The organism is Flavobacterium sp. HJJ (assembly GCF_015351475.1).
GTDB classification, from domain to species: domain Bacteria; phylum Bacteroidota; class Bacteroidia; order Flavobacteriales; family Flavobacteriaceae; genus Flavobacterium; species Flavobacterium marginilacus.
On record NZ_JADKPR010000035.1, the window covers coordinates 1 to 24358 of the forward strand.

The following is a 24358-nucleotide window of genomic DNA, read 5'->3' on the forward strand; positions in this document are numbered from 1 at the left end:
TTTTTTGTAGTTTAAAATTAATTTTCAGTGACTAAGTGTTATTGTTAAAGTACATTTTAGTTAATATAATAACAGATGTTTTTTCGTACATTCGGATTTGTATTAACAAATAAAACAAAAAAATGAAAAAGAAATTTTTATTATTAGTAACGGTTTTTGCAATTAATTTTGCGAATGCACAAGAGACAACAATGCCAAAAGCAACTTTTTCTAAAGGAGATATGTGGATTGAAGGCGGAATTAGCGTGACTACTGGAGATTCCAGTAATGATTATTTTGCTGTGACTCCAAAAGTAGGTTTTTTTTTGGATCAAAAGTGGGCTGTAGGAGCAGACATCAATTATTCATCTGTTTCTTATCTGTCAAATGGAAACGGTTATGATAAATCAAATTCATTTGGAATTGGAGGATTTGCAAGATATTATTTCTTGAGTTTAGGAAATTTTAAAGCTTATGGTGAAGCTGGTTTGGGGTATAATCATTCAAAAATGGATTATGTTAGCGGTACCTCAAATGTAAGCAATGGTATCAAGGCGAATATTGATTTAGGGATTAACTATTTTTTTACTCCAAAATGGGCAGCAACTTTTACTTTGGCCGAAGTACTGAGTTATAATAATGTGAGCCCAGAGGATGGTGATAGCACTAGTGATTTAGTTATCAATGTGAACTTGTTTAATAATATTTTTGCACAGCCAAAATTCGGATTATTATACAAATGGTAATGTGAAGATTACAGCATATTTAGCCTCTTTAATCGGGAGCAGGGCATTCGCATTTAAAAAAAGATAAACACGAATTTCACCAATTAACATTAATTCTTATCAAAATTGAAATCAAATTTTACAACTTTTTACAGTTTCGAATGTTTTGTGTAATTAAACAGCAATCTTAATTCGTGCAAATTAGTGTAATTCGTGTCAGAAACTTTTAAAAGCGAATGCCGTGAATCGGGAGGTTTTTTTATGCGTTAAAATAGCTTTACTTTGTCATTATGAATTGGAAATCATATCTAAAAAGCTATCAGTCTTATTTAAAAATCGAAAGAGGTTTGTCAAAAAATACAATTGATAATTACTCATTTGATATTGAGCGTCTTTGCTTGTTTTTAAATCAAAATTCGATTTCAGTTTCACCAATTACAATCAAAGAGGAAACTTTACAGCAGTTTATTTATGCGGTTTCCAAAGAAGTAAATCCGAGATCTCAGGCGAGAATAATTTCGGGACTGAAAAGTTTTTTCTCTTATTTAATATTTGAAGATTATAGAGAAGATAATCCATTGGAATTAATAGAATCTCCAAAAACAGGACGGAAACTGCCTGATACTTTGGCCGTAGAGGAAATTGATGCGCTTATCTCGGCAATTGATTTGAGTTCTAATGAAGGGGAACGCAACAGAGCTTTATTAGAAACTTTATACGGCTGCGGACTTCGGGTTTCCGAATTAGTAGCCCTAAAAATATCCGATTTGTTTTTTGAAGAAGGATTTATTAAGATTACCGGAAAAGGGAATAAACAGCGTTTTGTTCCTATTGGGGATTTAACTCAAAAATATATCGAGATTTATAAAAGTGAAGTAAGGGTTCATCTTACTATTCAAAAAGGGTTTGATGACACTTTGTTCTTAAACCGAAGAGGAAAACAATTGACACGGGCAATGATTTTTACAATCATTAAAGATCTGGCTGTGAAAATCAATCTGCATAAAAAAATCAGCCCACATACTTTCCGACATTCATTTGCTACTCATTTGTTAGAAAACGGAGCCGATCTGCGGTCCATACAATTAATGCTTGGTCATGAATCTATTACCACTACTGAGATTTATGTGCATCTGGATAGAAAATATTTAACCGAAGTTATTAATACCTATCATCCAAGAAAGTAATTTTTATAATAAATATATTCTTTTTGTAATAATATCATTTAAGTTTCAATATTTTTGCAGTTATTTTAAGAAGTTTATAGAATATGATCTTTACAGCCAATAAAACCCCAGAAGATTTAAATAAATTATATGAAAGTTTAATAAAACAGCTTCCTAATATAATCTTTCAGATAAGGGTAAATTCTCTTAAACAAATAACAGTTGATTTTTTGAGCAAACCAATTGAGATTCTTGACGAATTTTCGATACAGGAATTTCTTGAAGACTCTTATAATTTGTCCAACTATAAAATTTATGAGCCAGATTTAAAGATGTTTTTGGATTCATACGAAAAAGCTATTTCAGGTAATGAAAAATGGGATGTCGATTTTAGACTGCTAATGCCTGAAAGTGGTTATAAATGGATTCGTATTGATGCAACACCAAAAAAGAATGATCATAACGAGGTAGTGTTTTATGGATTAATTTCGGATATAACGATTGTGAAGGAGCAGGAAATCAGATTAAAAGTTGCTGATGAAAGATATCATTTTGCGGTGCAGGCTTCTGATCGTGGAGTTTGGGACTGGGATTTAATTACTAATAAAGTATACTACTCTTCGGAATCGATGAAGATACTGGAATTAACAGAGTCAGATTTAGTTGCTTCACCAGAGGAATGGGATGAGAGAGTACATCCTGATGATCGTGAAGAATATTATGGAAATATCAATCTGCATTTTGAAAACAAAATTCCGTTCTACGAAACCTGTCACAGAGTTCTGTGTTCAGGAAAATACAAATGGATTCTGGACAGAGGAAAAGTTATTGAAAGAGACGATGAAGGGAAGCCTTTACGTATTGTAGGTACACACACTGATATTTCTGAACAAAAAGAAAAAGAAATTGAGCTTGCCAAAATGCTCGAAATTGTAAATACTCAAAATAATAAACTGCTAAATTTTGCACATATTGTTTCTCATAATTTAAGAACGCACAGCGGTAATATAAAATCATTACTGGATCTGCATAAAGAAGCACTCTTGTCGGAATCTGATACCTTAAGCAATATTCAGATTGTTTCAGATGAATTGTTTTCGACTATTGAAAACCTGAATGACTTAGTAAGTATTTATACAGAAAGAGAAGATAATATGCAGCTTTTGAAAATGAATAATTTTATTGATAAAGTATTGGATGTACTGTGTGAATCTATTAAGCTGAAAGGAATTCAGGTTTTGAATTATGTTCCAAGTTCGGTAAAAGTACTTTGTATTCCTGCTTATCTAGAGAGTATCATGTTAAACTTAGTTACGAATGCTGTTAAATATTCTGATCCAAATAAGGATGCAAAAATTATATTTACTACAGAGCCTAATAATGATTTTGTTGTTCTGAATGTAAAAGACAACGGATTAGGAATCGATTTAGAAAAACATAAAGACTCTATTTTTGGATTGTATAAAACATTTCATAGAAATAATGATGCAAGAGGAGTAGGTCTGTATTTGACAAAGAATCAAATTGAAAATATGGGCGGTAAAATTGAGGTAGAAAGTACTCTTAATTTTGGAACAACTTTTAAGATTTATTTTAAAAAGGAGGTTTAATCGTTCTAAAATAGTCTTTTAGTTTTATTTCAAAATAAAAAATCCAAATTCCGATTTATTATTGGAATTTGGATTTTTTTGTATTTCAATCTTTTCTAAATCTTAAAAAAGGCAACTGTTATTTTGCAATATTTACCGCTCTGGTTTCTCTGATTACAGTAACTTTTACCTGACCAGGATATGTCATTTCGGTTTGAATTTTTTGTGAAATTTCAAAAGATAAATTAGCGGCATTTTCATCAGAAACTTTTTCGCTTTCTACAATAACACGAAGCTCTCTTCCGGCTTGGATTGCATACGCGTTTTTCACTCCGCTGAATCCGTAAGCAACTTCTTCAAGATCTTTCAGACGCTGGATGTAAGAATCCAAAACTTGTCTTCTTGCACCTGGTCTTGCACCTGAAATTGCATCACAGACCTGAACGATAGGTGATAATAATGATTTCATTTCTATCTCATCGTGGTGGGCACCGATAGCGTTGCATACTTCTTCTTTTTCACCATACTTTTCAGCCCACTGCATACCTAATAAAGCGTGAGGTAAATCACTTTCTGCATCCGGCACTTTACCAATATCGTGAAGCAGTCCTGCTCTTTTAGCAAGTTTAACGTTTAATCCTAATTCAGCAGCCATGATACCGCAGAGTTTTGAAACCTCACGGGAGTGCTGTAGTAAATTTTGTCCGTAAGAAGAACGGTATTTCATTCTTCCTACTACTTTTATCAGTTCAGGGTGTAATCCGTGGATTCCTAAATCGATAACAGTACGTTTTCCTACTTCAATGATTTCGTCATCAATCTGTTTGGTTGTTTTGGCAACAACTTCTTCGATACGCGCAGGGTGGATACGTCCGTCTGTAACCAATTTATGTAAAGCCAAACGGGCAATTTCTCTTCGTACAGGATCAAAACAAGAAAGGATGATCGCTTCCGGTGTGTCATCAACGATAATCTCAACACCAGTTGCTGCTTCAAGTGCACGGATATTTCTTCCTTCACGTCCAATGATTCTACCTTTTACATCATCTGATTCAATGTTGAAAACAGAAACGCAGTTTTCTACTGCTTCTTCAGTACCAACTCTTTGAATAGTGTTAATGATGATTTTTTTGGCTTCCTGCTGTGCGGTTAGTTTAGCTTCTTCAATTGTATCTTGAATATGCGACATTGCTTTGCTTTTTGCTTCAGCTTTTAAACCTTCAACAAGCTGTTCCTTAGCTTCTTCTGCAGATAATCCAGAGATAACTTCAAGCTGCTGTAACTGGCTTTTGTGAAGACGGTCAACTTCCTGCTGTTTTTTCTCTAAATTGTCGATTTTAGAATTGTATTCGGCAGTTTTGTTTTCAAAATCATCATTTACTTTTTTAGCTTTTGATAATTCATTTGAAACCTGTGATTCTTTATCGCGCACTCTTTTTTCTACCTCGGCTACTTTTTTGTCTCTAGCCAGAATTACCTGTTCGTGCTCTGCTTTTAATTCAATAAATTTTTCTTTTGCCTGAAGGATTTTGTCTTTTTTGATATTTTCAGCCTCAAGATTGGCGTCTTTTAGTATCGAAGCAGCTTCTTTTTTAGCACTTTTAATCAAATTAGAGATGTTGCTTTTTTCGATGATTTTGGCGATGCCAAATCCTAGCGCAATACCTGTAATTCCTGAAATAATTATTGTTATGATGTCCATGTTTGTTAAAAATTAATATATAAAAAAAGCCTACATTAGAAGTTGTATAAACTCGAAAAGACAAGTTTTGAGCTAACTCACTGTTCAAGTTTCCTCGCCGAAGCGTGGCATGCTCTAGTAGTGATGATTCGCTCATTCTAAATTGTTAGTGTTGAGTTTACCAATATGAACTAATGTAGGCAGTATCTTAGTCTATGTAAAGAACGTTTAGTTTTCGAGATATTCGTCTAAAAGCAAATTGATTTTATTTAATCTTTCAATGGTTTCCTCTCCATTTATGGTGTTGTCAATCTGTTTTTGTTCAGCTTGAGAAGCAAACTGTAAGGCGCACATGGCCAATACATCCTGTTTGTCTCTCACGGCATAATTTTCTTCAAATTGCTTAATCATCGCATCAATTTTTTTGGAAGCGGTTCTAAGTCCTTCTTCCTGTGCAAAATCTACCGTCAATGGGTAAACTCTGTCTGCAATTGATATTTTAATTTTAAGCTTTTCGTCCATTTTTTTCACTAATCTGACAGCTGTGCTATACAGTAATCAATTTCACGAATTATTGAATTTATTTTAAGCTTTGTATCTCTTTTATTGTCGTCACTGCCTAATAATGTATTGGCTATTTTGAGTGTTTCTAATTGTGCTTTTAAAGCTTCAATCTCTTTGGATTGGTTTTGTATTAACACTGCAGCATTCTTCAACTCTTTATGTAATTCCTGATTGTTTTTTTCTAAACTTTTAATTTTTAAAAAAAGTTTTCCAATCTTATTTTCAAGAGTATCAATTATTTCTGCAATCACACTCATTATAATTCCTATTCATTACTTAATCTTACAAAGTTAGTATTCCTTTTTATTAATGCAATATTTTATTGGTTTTTTTATATTAAAATAATCAATGTACTGGTAATCAGTTGGTTGTGTTTTTGTTAAGTTTTGCCTTTCAATTGGATTTAGATGTAGATGCGGCTGTCTCCAAAAATGCCTGATATTTACTTTTTAGCCCTGATCGAAACGGCATCCTTTGCTTTTTTTCTTTAGAAAAGCAAAGATATAGTGCAGAGCAGGTTCCATACTTCCTAAAATGCCTTATTCTTTTGCTCCTGAAAATTAATAAAGGCAATCTGATTTGTGGGTTTTGCTTGCTTTTTTTATCTTAGCAAAAATGTATTACAGGGTATGAAGAGAAATATAAACGGATTGTAAAACCCTAATACAGTTTTGTGAAAACGGGATTTGGAAATTGGTTTTAATTTCGGATGACCGATTAAAAATGATTTATAACTGCATATGAAACTTTCCTTTTTTTTATTTCTATTTTCTGCTGTTCTTTTTGCTCAGGCTGAGTATCCTAAAGATTACTTTCGTCCGCCTCTTGATATTCCGCTGAAACTGTCGGGGAATTTCGGGGAATTGAGACCTAATCATTTTCATGCTGGTTTTGACATGAAAACCCTTCAAAAAGAGGGTTTAAACGTATATGCGGTGGCTGATGGATATGTTTCCAGAATTAAAATTTCTACTTTCGGTAATGGAAAGACAATTTACATCGATCATCCTAACGGATTTACTTCGGTGTACGGACATTTGCAGAGAGCAACAGATTCTATTGAAGGTTTTATAAAGTATACACATTATAAAGAGAAGTCTTTTGAGATTGAGATGTATTTTATGCCCAATCAGCTGCCTGTTAAAAAAGGACAGCTTATAGCTCTTTCTGGTAATACAGGAGCATCTGAAGGGCCGCATCTGCATTTTGAATTTAGAGATACAAAGTCGGAGAAAATAATCAATCCGATGTTTTTTGGGTTTGATGTTCTGATGCAGGATACTAAGAAACCGATAGTTTCCAATCTGTATGTTTATCCTTTGGATTCAAAAACAACGGTCAATCATGCCCAGCGGCGTATCCCGGTTAATTTATCACTGCAAAAAGACGGAACGTATCTGGCAGATAAAGTGTCGGCTAATGGAAAGATTGGTTTTGGAATTGCAACTTTTGATTATGATGATGTATCGTTTAATAAAAACGGTGTTTTTAATGTGGACTTGTCTAATAATGGAAAATCTATTTTCGGATATCAATTTAATACTTATGCCTTTGATGAAATGCGTTATGTAAATGCGCTTATTGATTATTCATTTTATAAAAAAACTGGTCAGAGGATTCAAAAGCTATTTATGAATCCGCCTTATAATCTGAGTATTATAAAAAGTGATGAGTCTAAAGGTGTTATCATGCCGTCTCCAAATTTATCTAATGTATGCAGTTTAGTTGTTTCTGATTATTATGGCAATAAAACAACAATTTCCATTCCAGTCGAATATGATTCTCTTTCTACAGTAATCGAAAAAGAACCAGCTGCAGCAAATTATGTTGTGAAAGCTTCAAAAGACTGTTTTTTTGAAAAAGACAAATGTTCTGTTTTTTTTCCTGCAGGAACATTCTATAATGATTTTGATTTAAATTTTGATGTAAAAAATAATGTACTGACAGCACATGACGATACTGTTCCAGCGCATACTAATTTTACAATTACGATGGAGAACAGCAGTTATGTAAATAATAAAGACAAAGTTTTTATAGGCAGAATATCTGGTAATGGGGTAAGTTATAATACGACCCGAGAAAAAAATAATGTTTATGAAACGAGAGTAAAGACTTTGGGACAGTACAAATTGGTTTTGGATACTGTTGCACCTGTGATTAGTATTTCAAAATCTATTGAGGGCAAAAGACTGGATGATCAAAAGGTTCTTCAGGTTCGTATTTCGGATGGTTTATCTGGAATACAATCCTATAACGGTTACCTGAATGGGAAATGGATTTTAATGGAATATGATAATAAGACCAATCTTTTGACACATTATTTCAGTGACGGAATTGCTGCTGAAGGCGATAATGAATTAAAAGTAGTTGTAGTTGATAATGTAGGTAATTCTGCTACCTTTGAGACGCATTTTCTACGAAATAAAAAACAGTAAAATTAAAACCAATTGAATATCTTTAAAACCCTGTGTTGTTTTGTTTTTTTGTGGATGGGAATGATTTCATTTGCTCAGACGGCTTTTGTAAAAGGAGTTATTCTGGATAAAAAAAATGTTCCTGTTGAAGGCGTAAATGTTATCTGCGGTGATAATGGCACTCAAACTAATGAAAAGGGATTTTATCAGATTGCTATTCCATCTAATCAAAATGTCACTGTCGAATTTACTCATGTTTCTTTAAAAAAAGCCAGCCTAAAAGTTTCGCTGCAGACCAATGAAGTATATGTCTTTAACATGTATATGAATGATCAGGAGGAACAAATGGGGGAAGTCATTATCAATAATAATAAGAAACTGGTTCAAGGGATTCTTACTTTCGAAGCTAAAGATATTCGGTTTATTCCTGGTGCAAATGCTGGTATTGAAAACGTTCTGAAAACATTACCAGGCGTAAATTCCAATAATGAACTGAGTACGCAGTACAGTGTTCGTGGCGGAAATTATGACGAGAATTTGGTATATGTCAATGAAATCGAAGTGTATCGGCCTTTTTTGATACGCTCAGGACAACAGGAAGGTTTAAGTTTTGTCAATACTGATCTGGTTCAGAATATTGATTTTTCGGCAGGAGGTTTTCAGGCAAAGTATGGTGATAAAATGTCTTCCGTTTTGGATATCACTTATAGAAATCCAGCAAAGTTTGGAGCGTTGCTGGAAATGAGTTTTTTAGGAGGAAGTCTGGCTTTTGATGCTGTTTCCAAAAATAAAAAATGGTCTGCAATTACTGGAATCAGATATAGGAATAACAGCCTTCTTGTAGATAGTCAGGAAACACAGACAAATTATAAGCCGGTTTTTGCAGATATACAAACGAATATAAATTTTCAGGCTTCTGCCAAATGGCAGTGGAGTTTTTTAGGGAATATTTCTCAAAATAAATATTTATATGAACCGCTTACGCGCCAGACTAATTTTGGTACTGTTGATGAGCCTATGGCGCTTTCGGTTTATTATCAGGGTAAGGAGAAAGATTTGTATAATACTTATTTTGGTGCTTTAAAAGCAGCATATCAGGTGAATGATTCCTTTTCGTTGAAATTTATTGGATCTGTTTTTCATACTATTGAACAGGAATATTTTGATATTTATGCTCAGTACAGATTAGGCGAAGTGGATACAAATATCGGTTCTGATACGTATGGTGATATTCAGTTTTCAAGAGGAATAGGCTCTCAGCTGAATCATGCCCGTAATGATCTGGATGCTTTAATCGCTAATTTAGAAGTAAAAGGCTTAAATAACTGGAAAGAAAATCAAATTGAATGGGGAGTTAAATATACCAGAGAATCCATCCGTGACCGGATTTCAGAATGGGAAGTGATTGATTCGGCAGGGTTTTCGATAAGACCGCCAATTGTTCTGCCTAAAAATGATGAACCGTATCAGCCTTATTCAGGACTGTTAATTCCATATCAGTCAGTAAAAGCAGTTAATTTTACTAACATTGACCGTTTTTCGGCTTATGCACAATGGGGTAGAAAGGATAATCTGGGGTCAAACGAGATTTGGTACAATTTAGGTGTGCGGTCGCAAAGCTGGGAAGTTTCGGGAGACAATCTAAACGGTAAGTTTCAGACAGTTTTTAGCCCAAGAACACAATTTGCCATAAAGCCGGATTGGAAAAAAGAAATGCTTTTCAGGCTAACTATAGGCGTTTATAACCAGCCTCCATTTTATAGAGAATTAAGAGATTATGATGGTGTAGTCCAGCCTGATACCAAAGCACAAAAATCACTTAATGTAGTTTTAGGAAATGAATATAGTTTCAAAATAAAGGAACGCCCTTTTAAATTGGTTACTGAAGCCTATTATAAAACGATGACCGATGTAAATCCTTATACGGTTGATAATGTCAGAATAAGATATGCCGCCAATAATAGCGCTGTGGCTTATGTGCAGGGTTTGGATTTAAGGCTCAATGGTGAGTTTGTTCCGGGAACCGATTCTTGGATTAGTTTTGGGTATCTGAAAACTGAAGAGAATATTGATAATAAAGGATATATTGCCAGACCAACTGACCAACGGCTGAAATTTGGACTTTTATTTCAGGATTATATGCCAAAGATTCCAAGCCTGAAACTGTATCTGAATTTGGTTTACAATACAGGACTGCCGGGAGGTTCGCCTTCTTATGCTGATCCGTATTTGTACCAAAACCGACTGAAGGATTACCGCCGTGCTGATATTGGTTTTTCCAAAGTATTTATAGATCAGAAAGGTGGTATGTCCAACAGAAAGTTTTTTAAGAATTTTAAAGAATTGGCACTGGGTTTTGAAATTTTTAATCTTTTCAATAATCAAAATGCGATTACGAATACTTGGGTTCGCGATGTATATACTAAAACAGAATATGCAATTCCGAATTATATGACCACACGGGTCTTTAACTTGAAGCTGAATGTAAGATTGTAATCAGTTTTACGGCGGTTCGTCCGAATAAATCTGCTGTATATTTTTTTCGCTTTTTTAAAAATGATTACATTTGAGTTTATTTTAAATAGTAAAATATTATGAGAGGATCACATTTCGCCTTTATTGGGATTTCACTTTTGCTTTTGGCAAGCTGTAAAAAAGAAGATGTTGAAAAACCGAAAGTGAGTTATGATGCGTCAAAAGTGGCAAAAGGACCTGTGAAGGTTGATTCTGCTCAAATAAAAATTGCCGATCTGCCAATACAAATGGAAGGAACCAATTATTTGATTCATCCCGTGGGAGATTTGAACGTGTATGAAAAAGGGCCAAAAACCAAATATGGTTCTTCGAGTGTGAATGATGTGAGTTTTACGATATCAAATGCTTCGGAGAATGAAATTACAGGTTATCTGCAGAATCTTAAATTTCAAAAAATAGGTTCCGATTCGATAAAAGCGCTGACGGACAAACCTGTTTTAATTCAGACCGCGACTTACCTAAAAGATGTTTCAGCTAAAATCAAGAGACAGATTATGGTATATTCGATGATGGATATGGATACCAATAAAGATGGGAAGTTAGATGTAAGTGATATTACGACTTTGTACCTGAGCGATAGCAGTGGAGAAAATTTCACCAAAGTTTCACCAGATTTTCAAGAACTTATTGACTGGGATTTGATTGAATCCCAAAAACGTCTGTATTTTAGAACTGTTGAGGATACTAATAAAAACGGAAAATTTGACAGTAAAGATGTGGTGCACTACAATTACATCGATTTGACAAATAAAGACTGGAAAGTGGAGAGTTATAATCCGATTTAAATTTTCACCGTTAATTTTTTTTACAATTAAGATATTAAGAAAATTAAGTCTCGTTTTTCTTAATATCTTAATTGTAAAAAAAATTAGTGTCGAAAAATCTAAATCAAAATATCGCTTTCCAAATCTGACTTTTCGATTTGAAAATCAAACCCCAGCTGTTTTACCAGTTGAATCACCAGGTTTTTATACCAATTCTCGGATTTTGGATGAATGTAGATTCGTTCAATCAATTGGCTGATGTCGACATTAATTTTCAAACCGTCATTTAATTTGATGTTACTGTCGGTTACATCAGTAATGATACGGACTTCACGTTCGTACTGAAAACTTTTTCGCTTGAACAGAAAAGGGAAAAACATATCGTCAAACGGAATATATTCTTTTTTGTAATCAATGTAATTGACTTCACCGATATACTGTTTGTAATTGTTTTCGGGATGAAGTGATTCCTGAAGCCTTTTTACTGTAGATTGTATGGCCAGTCCTTCGCTGTTTTGGGTAAAAATCTGCCACATGGCAAAGGATTCGTATTCATTGATATGCCAGCTGCTTACAGCTACTTTCTCCCGATGTGTTTTGTAGTAATTTAGAAAATCAGGATTGTCTATAGAGAGTTTCTTGATTTCCTCAAATGTAGGTTCGCTAAAAGTACCTTCGTACTGATCTTCAAATTTATCCGAACGCGACATAAATAATTTTCGCGAAAGCAATAAATCCAAAAACTTCGACAAGTCCAGATATTTCCATACGATGGTATCTGGATCTTGCGGAAGTTTTATGTTGGGATTGTTGAGGTACATAATTATAAATCTAATATTGTTGAGGTTTAAGAGGTTTAAACGTTTAAAGTTAATTTCCGTTTAAGCTTTAAACGATATTGAATTTTTAAGTCCTTAAACAATTCTAAAACTTCTAGATTATTCCAGCGACTGCATCGTCACTAATTTGTTATATGCGCCATCCATTGCAATGAGTTCTTCGTGAGTTCCCTGCTCTACAATCTTTCCTTTTTTCATTACCACTATTTTATCTGCTTTTTGAATGGTCGAAAGGCGGTGAGCGATCACGATCGAAGTTCTGTTCTGCATCATATTTTCGAGCGCCACCTGTACAAATTTTTCGCTTTCAGTGTCCAAAGCAGATGTAGCTTCATCCAGAATCATAATCGGAGGATTTTTTAGTACAGCACGGGCAATAGAAAGTCTTTGTTTTTGACCGCCGGAAAGTTTATTACCGCTGTCGCCAATATTGGTATAGATTCCAAGAGGTAAATCTTGGACAAATTCATAAGCATTGGCAATTTTCAAAGCTTCTATAATTTCGTCATCGGATGCGTCCAGTTTTCCTAAAGCGATATTTGCTTTGATAGTGTCATTAAATAAAATACTGTCTTGGGTTACCAGTCCCATCAAACCGCGTAGGGACTGCAGATTCAAGTCTTTTATTGCAATTCCGTCAATCGAAATCGTTCCTTCATGAACATCATAAAAACGGGTCAGTAAATTAGCAATAGTACTTTTTCCGCTTCCGGACTGTCCCACAAGAGCAACAGTTTGTCCTTTTTTTACTGTAAGTGAAAAATCTTTTAGAACGTTTTCATCTTCATATTTAAAATTGATATTCTGAATTGCAATTTCCGAATCGAAAGTGTTTTTCTCTATCGCATCATCTTTGCTGGTTATTGTATTTTCCTGATCTAAAATCTCTAAAACACGTTCTGCTGCAGCATTCCCTCTTTTTACTCCGTATGAAGCTTTGGAAATTGCTTTTGCAGGAGTTAGAATGTTGTAAGCTAGTCCCATGTAGACAATAAAGGTAGCGCCTTCTAAAGTTTTATCAATTAGAACTAATTGACCTCCGTACCAAAGTAATATGGCAATTACAGTAATTCCCATAAATTCACTGGCAGGTGATGCTAAGTTCTGGCGATTGCCAATGCCGTTTGATAAAGAAAAAAAGCGTTCTGTTGAATTTTGAAAAACGGTATTGAAATAGTTTTCAGAGTTATACCCTTTTACGACCTTCAATCCGCCGATAGTTTCTTCTATAGTTGACAAAAAAGTACCTTGTTCCTGCTGCGCTTTTGTTGATTGTTTTTTAAGCTGCTTTCCAATCAATGAAATGATATATCCTGAGATTGGAATAAAAATAAAAACGAATATGGTTAGCTGAGGGCTAAGAAACAGCATAGCAATTATAGTAAAAATTATGGTAAGAGGTTCTTTTACAATAAGTTCTAATATGGCTAAAAATGAATTTTGTACCTCATTTACATCGGCAGAAATTCTTGAAATAACATCTCCTTTTCTTTTTTCAGAATAAAAAGCTAATGGCAGTTCTAGTGTTTTTTTATACAAAGCATTTCTCATGTCTCTTAAAACACCATTTCGTAAAAAAGTGATAAAAAACATAGCTAAATAATCGGCTAAGTTTTTTAATAAAAAGATCGAAATAATAATAGCGACCATGATGGACAAAACATAACCAGAATCATGGGTTTCTTTGGTAGTCGTAATATAATAACTTAAATAATTTTCGCCATATTCTTTAATTTCCAGAATGCTGTTAAGTACAGGTTTTACTGTGTTTTTCTTTGTTTTGTCAAACAATACCTGAAGCATTGGGGCTAATGCCACAAAAGAAAGAGTGCTAAAAAGGGCATACAATACATTAAAAAAAATATTTAAGAAGACATATTTTTTATATGGATATATGAAAGGAACTATTTTTTTGAAACTGCTCATTATTTAAGTTGTTATTTAGGCATTAAAACCCGGCAGTTTAATAAAAATGCCGGGTTTGTTTTTATTTAAAGCAATAGTTTTTAGCTTAATTGCATTGCAGTAATTATATTTTTAATTTTTTCGTCCAGCACCTGCTCAACTTTTACAAAATTTTCAACCGAATCCAATTCTGTTTTAACACTGATGTAAAACTTGATTTTAGGCTCTGTTCCGCTTGGTCTTGCACAAATTTTAGAACCATCTTCAGTGTAATAAATCAGCACATCAGCTTTTGGCATATCGATAGTTTCTTCTTCGCCTGTAAACAGATTTTTAGCAACAGATGATTTGTAATCTTCAACCATTACAACTCTTTGTCCGTTGATTTCTTTCAAAGGATTTTCGCGTAAAGAAACCATCATTTTATTGATTTCTGCCAATCCTTCCATTCCTTTTTTAGTAAGCGAAATTAAATGTTCTTTGTAAAAACCGTGTTCTACATATAATTCTAGTAATTTTTTGTAAACGGTGCTTCCGTTACCTTTGGCCTGTGCAGCTAATTCGCAGATTAATAAAGTGGCAGCAACTGCATCTTTATCGCGAACAGCATCGCCTACCATATATCCAAAACTTTCTTCACCTCCGCCAATGAATTCCAATTCTGGGAAATCTTTGATCATTTTGGCAATCCATTTGAAACCTGTCAGACCAACTTTGAATCCAACTTCATAAGCCGAAGCCAATTCCATTATCATTGGTGTAGAAACAATGGTGGAACCAACGAATTGTTTTCCGTTGATTTTTCCAGCTTTTTTCCATTCTTCCAATAAAAATGCGGTCATCAAAATCATAGTTTGATTTCCGTTTAATAAAATCATTTTTCCTTCATTATTTCGAACAGCAACGCCTAGACGGTCACAGTCAGGATCAGTTCCGATAACAATATCCGAATTGGTTTTATCTGCTAATGCTAATGCCAGTGTTAAAGCTTCCGGTTCTTCAGGATTTGGAGATTTTACAGTCGGGAAATCACCATTTGGAACTCTTTGTTCTTCAACAATATTTACATTTTTATATCCCGCTTGTGCAAAAGTTTCAGGAACAGCAGTAATAGAAGTTCCGTGTAGGGAAGTAAATACAATATTCAAATTGTCTTTTGCTTCTTGTGATGTTCCAAAACTCGCATTCTCAATAGTAGATTTGATGAATGCCTGATCAACTTCTGCATCTATATATTGAATCAAATCTTCATTTGCATCAAATTTGATTTGGCTGTAGTTTAATTTTTCAATTGTATTGATAATATCTCCGTCCTGCGGAGGAACAATCTGTCCGCCGTCTTCCCAATAAACTTTGTAACCGTTATATTCTGGAGGATTGTGAGATGCTGTTAATACAATTCCGCATTGACAGCCTAAATATTTAAGAGCAAAAGATAATTCTGGAGTAGGTCTTAAGTCCGAAAATAAATAAACCTGTATACCATTTGCAGAGAAAACATCGGCAACAATTTTTGCCAATGATTTACTGTTATGGCGGCAGTCAAAAGCAATAACCGTTTTTAATGGCTGGTTTGGGAAAACTTTATGGAGATAATCGGAAAGACCCTGAGTGCTTTTTCCAAGCGTATATTTATTGATTCGGTTGTTTCCAACACCCATTACACCGCGCATTCCGCCTGTTCCAAATTCCAGATTTTTATAAAAACTCTCTTCTAAATCTTTTGGGGAAGTCGTCATTAATTCTTTTATGGCAACTTGAGTTTCATTGTCAAACGTTGGGGTTAACCATTCGTTTACTGCGTCTAAAATGTTTTGTGCTATGTGCATTATATATTTAGTTTAAATTATTAATCTGTTTTACTCCTCTTCTTCGAGGGAGAGGGGGCTGGGGGTGAGGTTTTTAAAAATTCACCTCAGTCGATACTTTATAACGCTCTTCATTGTTTTTGGTTCTCAAAATAATCTCTCCAAGAAAACCTGCCAAAAACAATTGAGTTCCCAAAATCATTGTTGTCAATGCGATGTAAAACCAAGGATTATTAGTTACCAGGCTGTAGCGCATTCCCATATACATATGATACAGTTTTGAAACTCCAATATATCCAGCTGAGAAAAAACCAAATATAAACATGAATGATCCTATCGCGCCAAATAAATGCATCGGTCTTTTTCCAAATCTGGAAAGAAACCAAATCGTTATTAAGTCCAAGAAACCATTAATGAAACGCTCCATTCCAAATTTGGTTTCACCATATTTTCTTGCCTGATGCTGTACCACTTTTTCACCGATTTTACCAAAACCTGCATTTTTGGCCAAAACAGGAATATATCGGTGCATTTCGCCTGATACTTCAATGTTTTTTACCACTACATTTTTATAGGCTTTCAGTCCGCAGTTAAAATCATTCAGTTCAACTCCAGATGTTTTTCGTGCAGCCCAGTTAAATAATTTCGAAGGGATATTTTTGGCGACAACTGAATCGTAGCGTTTCTTTTTCCAGCCCGAAACCAGGTCGTATTTTTCTTTGGTAATCATTTCATATAACTCAGGAATCTCGTCTGGGCTGTCCTGCAGATCAGCATCCATAGTGATGATCACATCGCCTTTTGCTTTAGCAAAACCGGCGTGCAGAGCTTGTGATTTTCCAAAATTTTTCATGAATTGAATCCCTTTTACATTAGGATTCTCAGCAGCAAATCCCGAAATAATATTCCAGGATTCATCTGTACTTCCGTCATCCAGAAAAATGATTTCATAACTGTAATTGTTAGATTTCATTACCGAAATAATCCAAGTGTACAATTCTTGTAAGGATTCCTCTTCGTTTAGAAGGGGTATGAGTATGGATAAATTCATTAATTTAGAAGCTTTGTGGTTTTTCGTTTTTTATTACTACACCAACAATTAGAGAATAAAGCAAACCAAAGAAAGAATACATGACTAATGTTACTGGTAAAACAATTAGGGGATTCATGAATTTTTTAACCATTGAAAGTCCCATTTCAAGCTGTTCACTTGACATGTTTGGGTCTTTTGCAAGCATACCTTCTTTTGTGATAGATATCATTTCATCAATAAATTCAGGGAAAATGTAATTAAAAATAATATTAAAAACGGCGTACACAAGTGCAGCAATAAAAGTTATAGATACTCCTGTTTTAAGACTTTCACTAAGTGTTATAAAACCGTTGTTGATGTTTTTTTTATAATTTGTACAGCCTAGGTATACGAACAAAAGAGGCAGTAAAATGTAATTAGATATATTTACAATTGTTCCAACACTAGTGTTAACTAATGATTTCATCCCAACTAAGTACATAATTACGAATTCTAAAACCATTATGACGCCGAATAAAACACCATACAAAACACCAGATTTGGCTGGCGATACATTATTTTCCATAGAGACTGTTTTAATTAATCCACAAATATAACAATTCCCAATATAATGGGCATGTATAAAATGATTTTTACGGTCATATAAAAAAAGTTAGACAAAGGTTTGTATATTAAAAAATAAATGTAAATTTGCAAACTCAAAATAATATTTATAAAACAAAAAGTTATGATGTGTTTATACCTTTTCTGTTAGAAGAAAAGCTTCAAGACAAATTATAGCCAAACAAATAAAAAAAAGATTCAAGATGAAAAAAGGTGTACACCCAGAAAATTACAGATTAGTTGCTTTTAAAGACATGTCAAACGACGATGTTTTTATTACTAAATCTACTGCTGAGACAAGAGAAACTATTATTCATGAAGGTGTTGAATATCCAGTTGTAAAAATGGAGATTTCTAGAACTTCTCACCCTTTTTACACAGGTAAATCTAAACTTATCGATACTGCAGGACGTATTGATAAATTCAAAACTAAATACGCTAAACACGCTAAATAATTTCAGCTGTTTTCAAATAAATCAGAAGCCTCGCAATTTGCGGGGCTTTTTTTATAAAAATCACTCTCCTTTCTTTTACCGCGGGATAGCAGGACTAAGTAAAAATTAAAAATAATTGTAACTTTGTACTGATAACCAAATCACATTTTAACAATTTACAATCTAATTTATGAACTATATACTTTTTGACGGCCCTGCTCGAAATGCTTTGTTGCCCTTTACTTTTACACGCCCTGTCGCCGATATTTTGGTTGGTATTATGACAATCCGTCAAAAATGGGAAGCATATTTAAGAACTACAACTACAACGGTTACAGAGGAATATTTGTCAGAGAAGTTTCCAATGGTTGAAATGGAGGAAAATGTAATGATTAATGCTTCTTTTCTGCCCAATACTATTTTAGCAGAAATGGTTAGTAATCTTGGGCCTAATCAGGCCATTTTCAAAGGGGATGATGTTATTGCTTTTTATGCAGACGACCAGCAGGAAGTAGATTTTGATACTTATGAGATTCTGGAATATAATGAAGACTGCATAACTATTGAGAATACTTGGGAGATTTTTTCTAAAAATGATTTGGCTATCCGTGAAGATTTTGAGTTTTTGACAGAAGACAGGAAATCTCAGCCCATTCCTTCAAGCGTAAACGCTATTGCACCTGAAAATATTTTCATAGAAGAGGGAGCTAAATTGGAATTTGTAACCTTGAATGCTTCGACTGGTCCTATATATATAGGTAAGAATACAGAAATTATGGAAGGTACTATCATTCGCGGGCCATTCGCTTTATGTGAAAACGCTCAGGTAAAAATGGGAGCCAAAGTATACGGAGCTACTACAGTCGGCCCTTATTCCCGAATTGGAGGCGAGGTAAAAAATGCTGTTCTTTTTGCTTATTCTAATAAAGGGCATGATGGTTTTCTTGGGGATTCTGTGCTGGGAGAATGGTGTAATATCGGGGCAGACAGCAATAATTCTAATTTGAAAAACAATTATGAAGAAGTGAAGTTGTGGAGCTATGAAACCGAAAGTTTTGCTAAAACAGGTCTTCAGTTCTGCGGATTGATGATGGGGGATCACAGTAAGTGCGGTATCAATACCATGTTCAACACAGGAACGGTAGTCGGAGTAAGTGCAAATATTTTTGGAAGCGGTTTTCCTAGAAATTTTGTTCCAAGTTTTTCTTGGGGCGGTGCAGCGGGATTTACTACTTATGTTACCAAAAAAGCTTTTGAAACCGCAAGATTGGTAATGAGCCGAAGAAATGTGGATTTTGATGAAAAGGAAGCGGCTATCTTGGAGCATATTTTTGAAGAGTCAAAAAAATGGAGAAAAGAATAATGTGTCAATGAGATAGTCAGTTAATTAGATAATTGAAATATTGCTCTGCAAAGTTAAGCTTTGCGGAGTTTTTTTGTTTAAAAAGCTTTTTGTTCTTAGGGAGAATTATCTAATTATCTAATTGCCAAATTCTCTAATTAAATCTATCTTTGCACCTTCAAAAAAATGGGTAATCAAATAAACGATTAACCGATTAAACGAATTCACAGAAAATAATGATTACAATTAACGATATTTCGGTTCAATTTGGAGGAACGACACTTTTTAGTGATGTTTCTTTTGCAATAAATGAAAATGACAAGATTGCTCTTATGGGTAAGAATGGTGCTGGTAAATCAACACTTTTGAAAATTATTGCTGGGGAAGGAAAACCATCTACGGGAAGCGTTTCTGTTCCGAAAGAAGCTGTTGTTGCTTATCTGCCTCAGCATTTATTGACTAAAGATGGTGCTACAGTGATGGAGGAAGCGTCAAAAGCGTTTGGCGAAATCTTTAAAATGAAAGCTGAAATCGATGAAATCAATGAACAATTGACTGTTCGTACTGATTATGAAAGTGATGCGTACATGAAATTAATCGAAAGAGTTTCGGACTTAAGCGAGAAATTTTATGCAATTGAAGAAGTAAATTATGAAGCTGAAGTAGAGAAAATTTTAATAGGGCTTGGTTTTGAAAGAGAAGATTTTACACGTCAGACTTCTGAGTTTTCAGGAGGCTGGAGAATGAGAATCGAATTGGCTAAAATTCTTTTGAAAAAACCAGATTTAATTTTACTGGATGAGCCTACAAACCACATGGATATCGAGAGTATTCAATGGCTGGAGGATTTCCTGATTAATTCTGCGAAAGCGGTTGTGGTAATTTCACACGACAGGGCTTTTGTCGATAATATTACCAATCGTACTATTGAAGTGACAATGGGACGTATTTATGATTATAAAGCAAAATATACTCATTATTTAGAGTTAAGAAAAGACCGTCGTATTCACCAGCAGAAAGCGTATGATGAGCAGCAGAAAATGATTGCTGATAACAGAGCTTTTATTGACAGATTTAAGGGTACATTTTCTAAAACAGATGCCGTTCAATCACGTGTAAAAATGCTGGAAAAATTAGTTATTGTTCAGGTTGATGAGGTTGATACTTCAGCTTTACGGTTGAAATTCCCGCCCGCAGCACGTTCTGGGCAGTATCCTGTTATTGTAAAAGAAATGTCGAAATCGTATGGCGATCATGTGGTTTTCAAAGATGCTAATATTGTCATTGAAAGAGGTCAAAAGGTTGCATTTGTTGGTAAAAATGGAGAAGGAAAATCAACTATGATCAAAGCTATCATGAAGGAATTTGCTCCTGACAGCGGTTCGGTAGAAATTGGCCATAACTCTCAAATAGGCTATTTTGCACAAAATCAAGCGGCTTTATTGGATGAAAATGCTACTATTTTTGAGACTATAGATGATATTGCTGTTGGTGATGTTAGAACACAGATAAAAAATATTCTTGGAGCTTTTATGTTTCATGGAGATGATATTACCAAGAAAGTTAAGGTGCTTTCCGGAGGAGAGAAAACACGTTTAGCAATGATTAAATTATTGCTTGAGCCAGTGAATCTGCTGATTCTCGATGAGCCTTCGAATCACCTGGATATGAAAACTAAAGATATTATTAAGGATGCCTTGCGTGATTTTGACGGAACTTTGATTTTAGTTTCTCATGATCGTGATTTCCTTGATGGACTGGCTACCAAAGTTTTTGAATTTGGAAACAAACGTGTTGTAGAACATTTCGAAGATATTACTGGTTTCTTGGCGCACAAGAAAATGGACAGCATGAAAGAAATTGAAAAATAAATTTTAGGTTAAAAAATGAAAGAGGCTGTTTTTTGTAAACAGCCTCTTTTTTTATATGCGTATTCCAGGAGGAAGCAGCTCTTTGTAAATTGGATTTTTTTTAAAGAAAGCGACAATTTTTGGATGAATTGGAACAACTTTTAGCTTTTTCTCAATGGCAGATTCCATTATGTTTTTTAGAAAATGAGAAATAAATTCTTCATCATTATGGTTTTCCGGAGTATTAATTTTGGTTAAAAATATTTTTTTCTCCTGAAAAGAATATTCTACGGCTATTATGCCGGTTTTTGTTTTTGTTTCAAATTGTCGGGCAAAAGTATTGTCTTTAATTTCTATTTTTGTAAGAGCTTCCATGTTTTTTTAATTGATGCAAAAGCAGTTCGTATTTTTTGAGATATTTTTTTGTATTTGGTACATCTTTTGAGTTAAATAGTGTCTTCTAAATGATGTTTGCTGCGATGCTGTGCTGATTTATACAGTTGCGAACAAAATTGGTGCAAAGGTAATGATTTGATATACAGTAAAAAAAGGTTTTTGGTGACAACTTGCTAGTGTGCTGTTGGATGTGCTTTGCTTTGTGGGAAAAACAGGAGAAATTTAAAAGTTATTGAATTATTTTTTTAAGTATGAGTAAAGTTCCAGTTTATTTTATGCCGGGTTTAGCAGCCAGTACTGCTATTTTTGAAAGGATAAAGCTTCCTGAGTTAGAATTTGAGATGTTTTTTCTGGAATGGGAAATTCCATTAGAGCGGGAAACTTTGCAGGATTATGCCAAGAGAATGACAGAGAAGATAAAACATGAAAATCCAGTTTTGATAGGAGTTTCTTTTGGAGGTATTTTGGTTCAGGAAATGGCTCGTTTTATTCCGGTGCGGAAAGTTGTAATTATTTCGAGTGTAAAAAGCAATCTTGAATTTCCTAAAAGAATGGTTTTGGCCAAAAGTACAAAGGCTTATAAACTGATTCCTATTAGTTTTGTTCAAAATATAGAAAGTCTTGCTAAGTTTTCTTTTGGAAAAAAAATGAATGAAAGGCTCAAATTATATGAAAAGTTTCTGTCAGTAAGGGATAAGCGGTATCTGGACTGGGCAATCGAGCAGGTGATTTTATGGGAGAGAACAGAATTTAATCCTGATGTGGTTCATATTCATGGAGATGCCGATACTGTTTTTCCGATTAAAAATATTAAAGGCTGTACAGTGGTAAAAGGCGGGACGCATGCTATGATTATTGCTAAATACAGATGGCTTAATGCAAATCTGCCCCGGATTATTTTAGGGCGGTGAGATTTAATATAGGTTTTAAATACAGATTATTAATTTGTCGTAAAGCTTTTGTTTTTAGGTGCTGACTTAACAAGGTTTTCGTTAATGTCTTTGCTGAAGTAATTATAGCTGGTAATAATCGCTTCTTTTATAGGTGTTTTTAATTTAATTTTATTTTCAAAATGTTTAATGTTGACTACGTTTTTATTCTCATCAATAAATATTGAGGTGGGAAAACCTAAAGTATGTTTAACTGTAGAGATTATATGTGAATCTCTGGCGTAATATTCATTTGCATAACATACTTTTATATAGTCATTAAATTTATTGGCAATATTTTTTATGTCATTTTTTTTGTCCCAAAAAACGACAATGAACTGCAGGTCTCTGCGGTGTTCTTTTGCTAGGATGTTTAGGGCTGGAATTTCACCTTTTGGGATTACACACCATGACGCGTATGTAATTATGAATATAGGTTTACTGATTCTATTGATTTTTACGTTTTTTTCTTTGTAAACTTTAAGATTAAAATCATCAAATTTTGTTCCGATTAGTTTTGTTTTTACTAATGAATCAAAAAGTTTTTTGCCTTCCGCTATATCGTTGCTTTCGTATGCTTTGTTTGAAGCCTTTTTATAAGGATTGATGTTCTCTTTTATAGCGTCAGTGAAATACACAATTGTATCTTGACTGTATGAGAAATGCAGGCTGAAAAAAAACAGCAAAGTAAGTAAAATCTTGTACATAAAATATTAGTATATAGGGCTTTGGTAAAAATAAAAATGTTCATAACATTTTGATAACTTAGTCGACTAACGGTAAATAAATCCGTTTATATAGCTTAAAGGTATAAAAAAAAGCGTTCTAATAGATTTTAGAACGCTTTTTTGTAAATAAAATTGCAGAGTTATATTTTTTTCATCTGCTCTTTCATCATTGCAATCTGCTCTTTAAGCATATTTTGTTTGTCCAGCTTTTTTGCTTCATTTAATAGAGCGGTAGCTTCAAGTTTTCTTCTGCGGGACATTGCAACGCCGGCAAGGTTTAATTTAGCAACTGCTAAATCCATATCCATAGATAAACCAAGTTCGATTGCTTTTTTGAAATGTTTTTCAGCTTGATTGATGTTAGTCTGAGAAAGCATAATTCCATGTAAATAGTTGAAATATCCCTGCTGTTTTCTGACTAAGGCAGTTTCTGGATTTTTGATGCAGGCTAACCATTTTTTTGCTCCTTCAAAGTCTTGTTTTCTTAGTTTTAAGAACGCAAGCAGTATAAATTCGTTTTTAAAGTAAAGAAAAATTGGAATTGCAGTCAATAATATAAGGAAGATTCCGTTTCCTACAGAGTCATCGATAATTTCGTAAACACCAGCGGCTACAAGAAGTCCGGCTAGTATAAGTTTTATAATTTTATTAAACATAATTGATGTATATTTGTGTCTGCAAATATAGTAAAAGGATTTAAAAATATTTTTTAAAAACTACTTGCCAGAAAAAAAAGTCTTTGTATATTTGCACTCGGTTTTGAAATAAGCGAAACTGAAAAATAAACTGATACTATAATTAAGATTTAAATATACAAAGCAATGAGCAAAAGAACGTTTCAACCATCGAAAAGAAAAAGAAGAAATAAACACGGATTTATGGATAGAATGGCTTCAGCTAATGGAAGAAAAGTTCTAGCGCGCAGAAGAGCTAAAGGAAGACATAAATTGACTGTTTCTAGCGAACCTAGACACAAAAAATAATGTTTGAATAAACATCTATAAGGCGTTACTTTTTTTAGTATCGCCTTTTTTTATACCCAAGCGGTACTGCTGTATAAAAGTTTGATATTTG

23 protein-coding genes are annotated in these 24358 nt (G+C 33.9%); 11 read left to right on the forward strand and 12 right to left on the reverse strand.

Annotated features, from left to right (window positions below; all coding sequences use genetic code 11):
• Positions 1–122: 122 nt before the first annotated feature.
• The 3 genes from IRZ80_RS19345 (at position 123) to IRZ80_RS19355 (ending at position 3480) form a co-directional block, all read left to right on the forward strand.
• Complete coding sequence (locus IRZ80_RS19345; protein ID WP_194643754.1) at positions 123–725, forward strand: outer membrane beta-barrel protein; 603 nt, start codon at positions 123–125, stop codon at positions 723–725.
• 269 nt (positions 726–994) lie between these two features.
• Positions 995–1891, forward strand: coding sequence for a site-specific tyrosine recombinase XerD (gene xerD, locus IRZ80_RS19350; RefSeq protein ID WP_194643756.1), 897 nt, complete (start codon positions 995–997; stop codon positions 1889–1891).
• A gap of 209 nt (positions 1892–2100) precedes the next feature.
• The gene (locus IRZ80_RS19355) at positions 2101–3480 is read left to right on the forward strand and encodes a PAS domain-containing protein (protein ID WP_194643758.1); all 1380 of its coding nucleotides are present in this window, start codon (positions 2101–2103) and stop codon (positions 3478–3480) included.
• A 118-nt stretch (positions 3481–3598) separates the two neighbouring features.
• Here IRZ80_RS19355 and rny read toward each other — a convergent pair whose 3' ends face one another.
• From rny to IRZ80_RS19370, 4 genes are all read right to left on the reverse strand, one after another.
• Positions 3599–5161, reverse strand: a complete 1563-nt coding sequence (gene rny, locus IRZ80_RS19360) for a ribonuclease Y (protein WP_194643760.1) — start codon at positions 5159–5161, stop codon at positions 3599–3601.
• The gene (locus IRZ80_RS21280; protein WP_410504286.1) at positions 5070–5297 is read right to left on the reverse strand and encodes an Rpn family recombination-promoting nuclease/putative transposase; all 228 of its coding nucleotides are present in this window, start codon (positions 5295–5297) and stop codon (positions 5070–5072) included. The genes rny and IRZ80_RS21280 overlap by 92 nt, the downstream gene beginning before the upstream one ends.
• Positions 5298–5368: 71 nt before the next feature.
• Positions 5369–5662 carry a cell division protein ZapA gene (locus IRZ80_RS19365; protein WP_194643762.1) on the reverse strand — a complete coding sequence of 98 codons (294 nt, stop codon included), beginning with the start codon at positions 5660–5662 and terminating at the stop codon, positions 5369–5371.
• Positions 5663–5670: 8 nt separating this feature from the next.
• A complete protein-coding gene (locus IRZ80_RS19370) occupies positions 5671–5961 on the reverse strand; it encodes a hypothetical protein (protein ID WP_194643764.1) in 291 nt (96 codons plus the stop codon).
• 483 nt (positions 5962–6444) lie between these two features.
• Between IRZ80_RS19370 and IRZ80_RS19375 the strand changes: the two genes are divergently transcribed.
• From IRZ80_RS19375 to IRZ80_RS19385, 3 genes are all read left to right on the forward strand, one after another.
• Entirely contained in the window at positions 6445–8139 is a 1695-nt protein-coding gene (locus IRZ80_RS19375) for a M23 family metallopeptidase (RefSeq protein WP_194643766.1), read from the forward strand.
• Positions 8140–8193: 54 nt separating this feature from the next.
• Complete coding sequence (locus IRZ80_RS19380) at positions 8194–10614, forward strand: TonB-dependent receptor (RefSeq protein ID WP_194643814.1); 2421 nt, start codon at positions 8194–8196, stop codon at positions 10612–10614.
• A 98-nt stretch (positions 10615–10712) separates the two neighbouring features.
• On the forward strand, positions 10713–11438 hold the full coding sequence (locus IRZ80_RS19385; protein ID WP_194643768.1) for a hypothetical protein: 726 nt from the start codon (positions 10713–10715) through the stop codon (positions 11436–11438).
• A 98-nt stretch (positions 11439–11536) separates the two neighbouring features.
• Here the strand turns inward: IRZ80_RS19385 and IRZ80_RS19390 are convergent, their stop codons facing one another.
• The 5 genes from IRZ80_RS19390 to IRZ80_RS19410 form a co-directional block, all read right to left on the reverse strand.
• On the reverse strand, positions 11537–12238 hold the full coding sequence (locus tag IRZ80_RS19390) for a DUF2971 domain-containing protein (protein WP_194643770.1): 702 nt from the start codon (positions 12236–12238) through the stop codon (positions 11537–11539).
• 117 nt (positions 12239–12355) lie between these two features.
• Positions 12356–14182 (reverse strand): ABC transporter ATP-binding protein, encoded by a 1827-nt coding sequence (locus IRZ80_RS19395; protein ID WP_194643772.1) that lies wholly within the window; start codon positions 14180–14182, stop codon positions 12356–12358.
• A gap of 80 nt (positions 14183–14262) precedes the next feature.
• The gene (locus tag IRZ80_RS19400; protein ID WP_194643774.1) at positions 14263–15990 is read right to left on the reverse strand and encodes a phospho-sugar mutase; all 1728 of its coding nucleotides are present in this window, start codon (positions 15988–15990) and stop codon (positions 14263–14265) included.
• A gap of 73 nt (positions 15991–16063) precedes the next feature.
• Positions 16064–17020 (reverse strand): glycosyltransferase family 2 protein, encoded by a 957-nt coding sequence (locus IRZ80_RS19405; protein ID WP_194643776.1) that lies wholly within the window; start codon positions 17018–17020, stop codon positions 16064–16066.
• Positions 17021–17024: 4 nt separating this feature from the next.
• Positions 17025–17567 carry a DUF4199 domain-containing protein gene (locus IRZ80_RS19410; protein ID WP_194643778.1) on the reverse strand — a complete coding sequence of 181 codons (543 nt, stop codon included), beginning with the start codon at positions 17565–17567 and terminating at the stop codon, positions 17025–17027.
• 241 nt (positions 17568–17808) lie between these two features.
• On the opposite strand from IRZ80_RS19410, the gene IRZ80_RS19415 reads away from it, so the two are divergent.
• From IRZ80_RS19415 to IRZ80_RS19425, 3 genes are all read left to right on the forward strand, one after another.
• Positions 17809–18060 (forward strand): type B 50S ribosomal protein L31, encoded by a 252-nt coding sequence (locus tag IRZ80_RS19415; RefSeq protein ID WP_194643780.1) that lies wholly within the window; start codon positions 17809–17811, stop codon positions 18058–18060.
• A 169-nt stretch (positions 18061–18229) separates the two neighbouring features.
• Complete coding sequence (locus tag IRZ80_RS19420) at positions 18230–19402, forward strand: GlmU family protein (protein ID WP_194643782.1); 1173 nt, start codon at positions 18230–18232, stop codon at positions 19400–19402.
• A gap of 215 nt (positions 19403–19617) precedes the next feature.
• Positions 19618–21252 (forward strand): ABC-F family ATP-binding cassette domain-containing protein, encoded by a 1635-nt coding sequence (locus IRZ80_RS19425; protein ID WP_194643784.1) that lies wholly within the window; start codon positions 19618–19620, stop codon positions 21250–21252.
• Positions 21253–21303: 51 nt separating this feature from the next.
• Here IRZ80_RS19425 and IRZ80_RS19430 read toward each other — a convergent pair whose 3' ends face one another.
• Positions 21304–21606, reverse strand: a complete 303-nt coding sequence (locus IRZ80_RS19430) for a GNAT family N-acetyltransferase (RefSeq protein WP_228520963.1) — start codon at positions 21604–21606, stop codon at positions 21304–21306.
• A 272-nt stretch (positions 21607–21878) separates the two neighbouring features.
• On the opposite strand from IRZ80_RS19430, the gene IRZ80_RS19435 reads away from it, so the two are divergent.
• Complete coding sequence (locus IRZ80_RS19435) at positions 21879–22538, forward strand: alpha/beta hydrolase (RefSeq protein ID WP_194643786.1); 660 nt, start codon at positions 21879–21881, stop codon at positions 22536–22538.
• A 29-nt stretch (positions 22539–22567) separates the two neighbouring features.
• On the opposite strand, the gene IRZ80_RS19440 is transcribed toward IRZ80_RS19435, so the two are convergent.
• Together IRZ80_RS19440 and IRZ80_RS19445 are read right to left on the reverse strand one after the other, a co-directional pair.
• A complete protein-coding gene (locus IRZ80_RS19440) occupies positions 22568–23263 on the reverse strand; it encodes a TlpA family protein disulfide reductase (RefSeq protein WP_194643788.1) in 696 nt (231 codons plus the stop codon).
• A gap of 161 nt (positions 23264–23424) precedes the next feature.
• Positions 23425–23940, reverse strand: coding sequence for a DUF2892 domain-containing protein (locus IRZ80_RS19445; protein ID WP_194643790.1), 516 nt, complete (start codon positions 23938–23940; stop codon positions 23425–23427).
• 165 nt (positions 23941–24105) lie between these two features.
• Between IRZ80_RS19445 and rpmH the strand changes: the two genes are divergently transcribed.
• Positions 24106–24267 carry a 50S ribosomal protein L34 gene (gene rpmH, locus IRZ80_RS19450; protein ID WP_008464848.1) on the forward strand — a complete coding sequence of 54 codons (162 nt, stop codon included), beginning with the start codon at positions 24106–24108 and terminating at the stop codon, positions 24265–24267.
• The last annotated feature ends 91 nt before the right edge of the window (positions 24268–24358 follow it).

What these genes read in the sequence shown, in the direction of transcription:
- IRZ80_RS19345 (WP_194643754.1), top strand. Translation starts at nt 123, where the DNA reads ATGAAAAAGAAATTTTTATTATTAGTAACGGTTTTTGCAATTAATTTT.
- xerD (WP_194643756.1), top strand. Translation starts at nt 995, where the DNA reads ATGAATTGGAAATCATATCTAAAAAGCTATCAGTCTTATTTAAAAATC.
- rny (WP_194643760.1), bottom strand. Translation starts at nt 5,161, where the DNA reads ATGGACATCATAACAATAATTATTTCAGGAATTACAGGTATTGCGCTA.
- IRZ80_RS21280 (WP_410504286.1), bottom strand. Translation starts at nt 5,297, where the DNA reads ATGAGCGAATCATCACTACTAGAGCATGCCACGCTTCGGCGAGGAAAC.
- IRZ80_RS19365 (WP_194643762.1), bottom strand. Translation starts at nt 5,662, where the DNA reads ATGGACGAAAAGCTTAAAATTAAAATATCAATTGCAGACAGAGTTTAC.
- IRZ80_RS19370 (WP_194643764.1), bottom strand. Translation starts at nt 5,961, where the DNA reads ATGAGTGTGATTGCAGAAATAATTGATACTCTTGAAAATAAGATTGGA.
- IRZ80_RS19375 (WP_194643766.1), top strand. Translation starts at nt 6,445, where the DNA reads ATGAAACTTTCCTTTTTTTTATTTCTATTTTCTGCTGTTCTTTTTGCT.
- IRZ80_RS19380 (WP_194643814.1), top strand. Translation starts at nt 8,194, where the DNA reads ATGGGAATGATTTCATTTGCTCAGACGGCTTTTGTAAAAGGAGTTATT.
- IRZ80_RS19385 (WP_194643768.1), top strand. Translation starts at nt 10,713, where the DNA reads ATGAGAGGATCACATTTCGCCTTTATTGGGATTTCACTTTTGCTTTTG.
- IRZ80_RS19390 (WP_194643770.1), bottom strand. Translation starts at nt 12,238, where the DNA reads ATGTACCTCAACAATCCCAACATAAAACTTCCGCAAGATCCAGATACC.
- IRZ80_RS19395 (WP_194643772.1), bottom strand. Translation starts at nt 14,182, where the DNA reads ATGAGCAGTTTCAAAAAAATAGTTCCTTTCATATATCCATATAAAAAA.
- IRZ80_RS19400 (WP_194643774.1), bottom strand. Translation starts at nt 15,990, where the DNA reads ATGCACATAGCACAAAACATTTTAGACGCAGTAAACGAATGGTTAACC.
- IRZ80_RS19405 (WP_194643776.1), bottom strand. Translation starts at nt 17,020, where the DNA reads ATGAATTTATCCATACTCATACCCCTTCTAAACGAAGAGGAATCCTTA.
- IRZ80_RS19410 (WP_194643778.1), bottom strand. Translation starts at nt 17,567, where the DNA reads ATGGAAAATAATGTATCGCCAGCCAAATCTGGTGTTTTGTATGGTGTT.
- IRZ80_RS19415 (WP_194643780.1), top strand. Translation starts at nt 17,809, where the DNA reads ATGAAAAAAGGTGTACACCCAGAAAATTACAGATTAGTTGCTTTTAAA.
- IRZ80_RS19420 (WP_194643782.1), top strand. Translation starts at nt 18,230, where the DNA reads ATGAACTATATACTTTTTGACGGCCCTGCTCGAAATGCTTTGTTGCCC.
- IRZ80_RS19425 (WP_194643784.1), top strand. Translation starts at nt 19,618, where the DNA reads ATGATTACAATTAACGATATTTCGGTTCAATTTGGAGGAACGACACTT.
- IRZ80_RS19430 (WP_228520963.1), bottom strand. Translation starts at nt 21,606, where the DNA reads ATGGAAGCTCTTACAAAAATAGAAATTAAAGACAATACTTTTGCCCGA.
- IRZ80_RS19435 (WP_194643786.1), top strand. Translation starts at nt 21,879, where the DNA reads ATGAGTAAAGTTCCAGTTTATTTTATGCCGGGTTTAGCAGCCAGTACT.
- IRZ80_RS19440 (WP_194643788.1), bottom strand. Translation starts at nt 23,263, where the DNA reads ATGTACAAGATTTTACTTACTTTGCTGTTTTTTTTCAGCCTGCATTTC.
- IRZ80_RS19445 (WP_194643790.1), bottom strand. Translation starts at nt 23,940, where the DNA reads ATGTTTAATAAAATTATAAAACTTATACTAGCCGGACTTCTTGTAGCC.
- rpmH (WP_008464848.1), top strand. Translation starts at nt 24,106, where the DNA reads ATGAGCAAAAGAACGTTTCAACCATCGAAAAGAAAAAGAAGAAATAAA.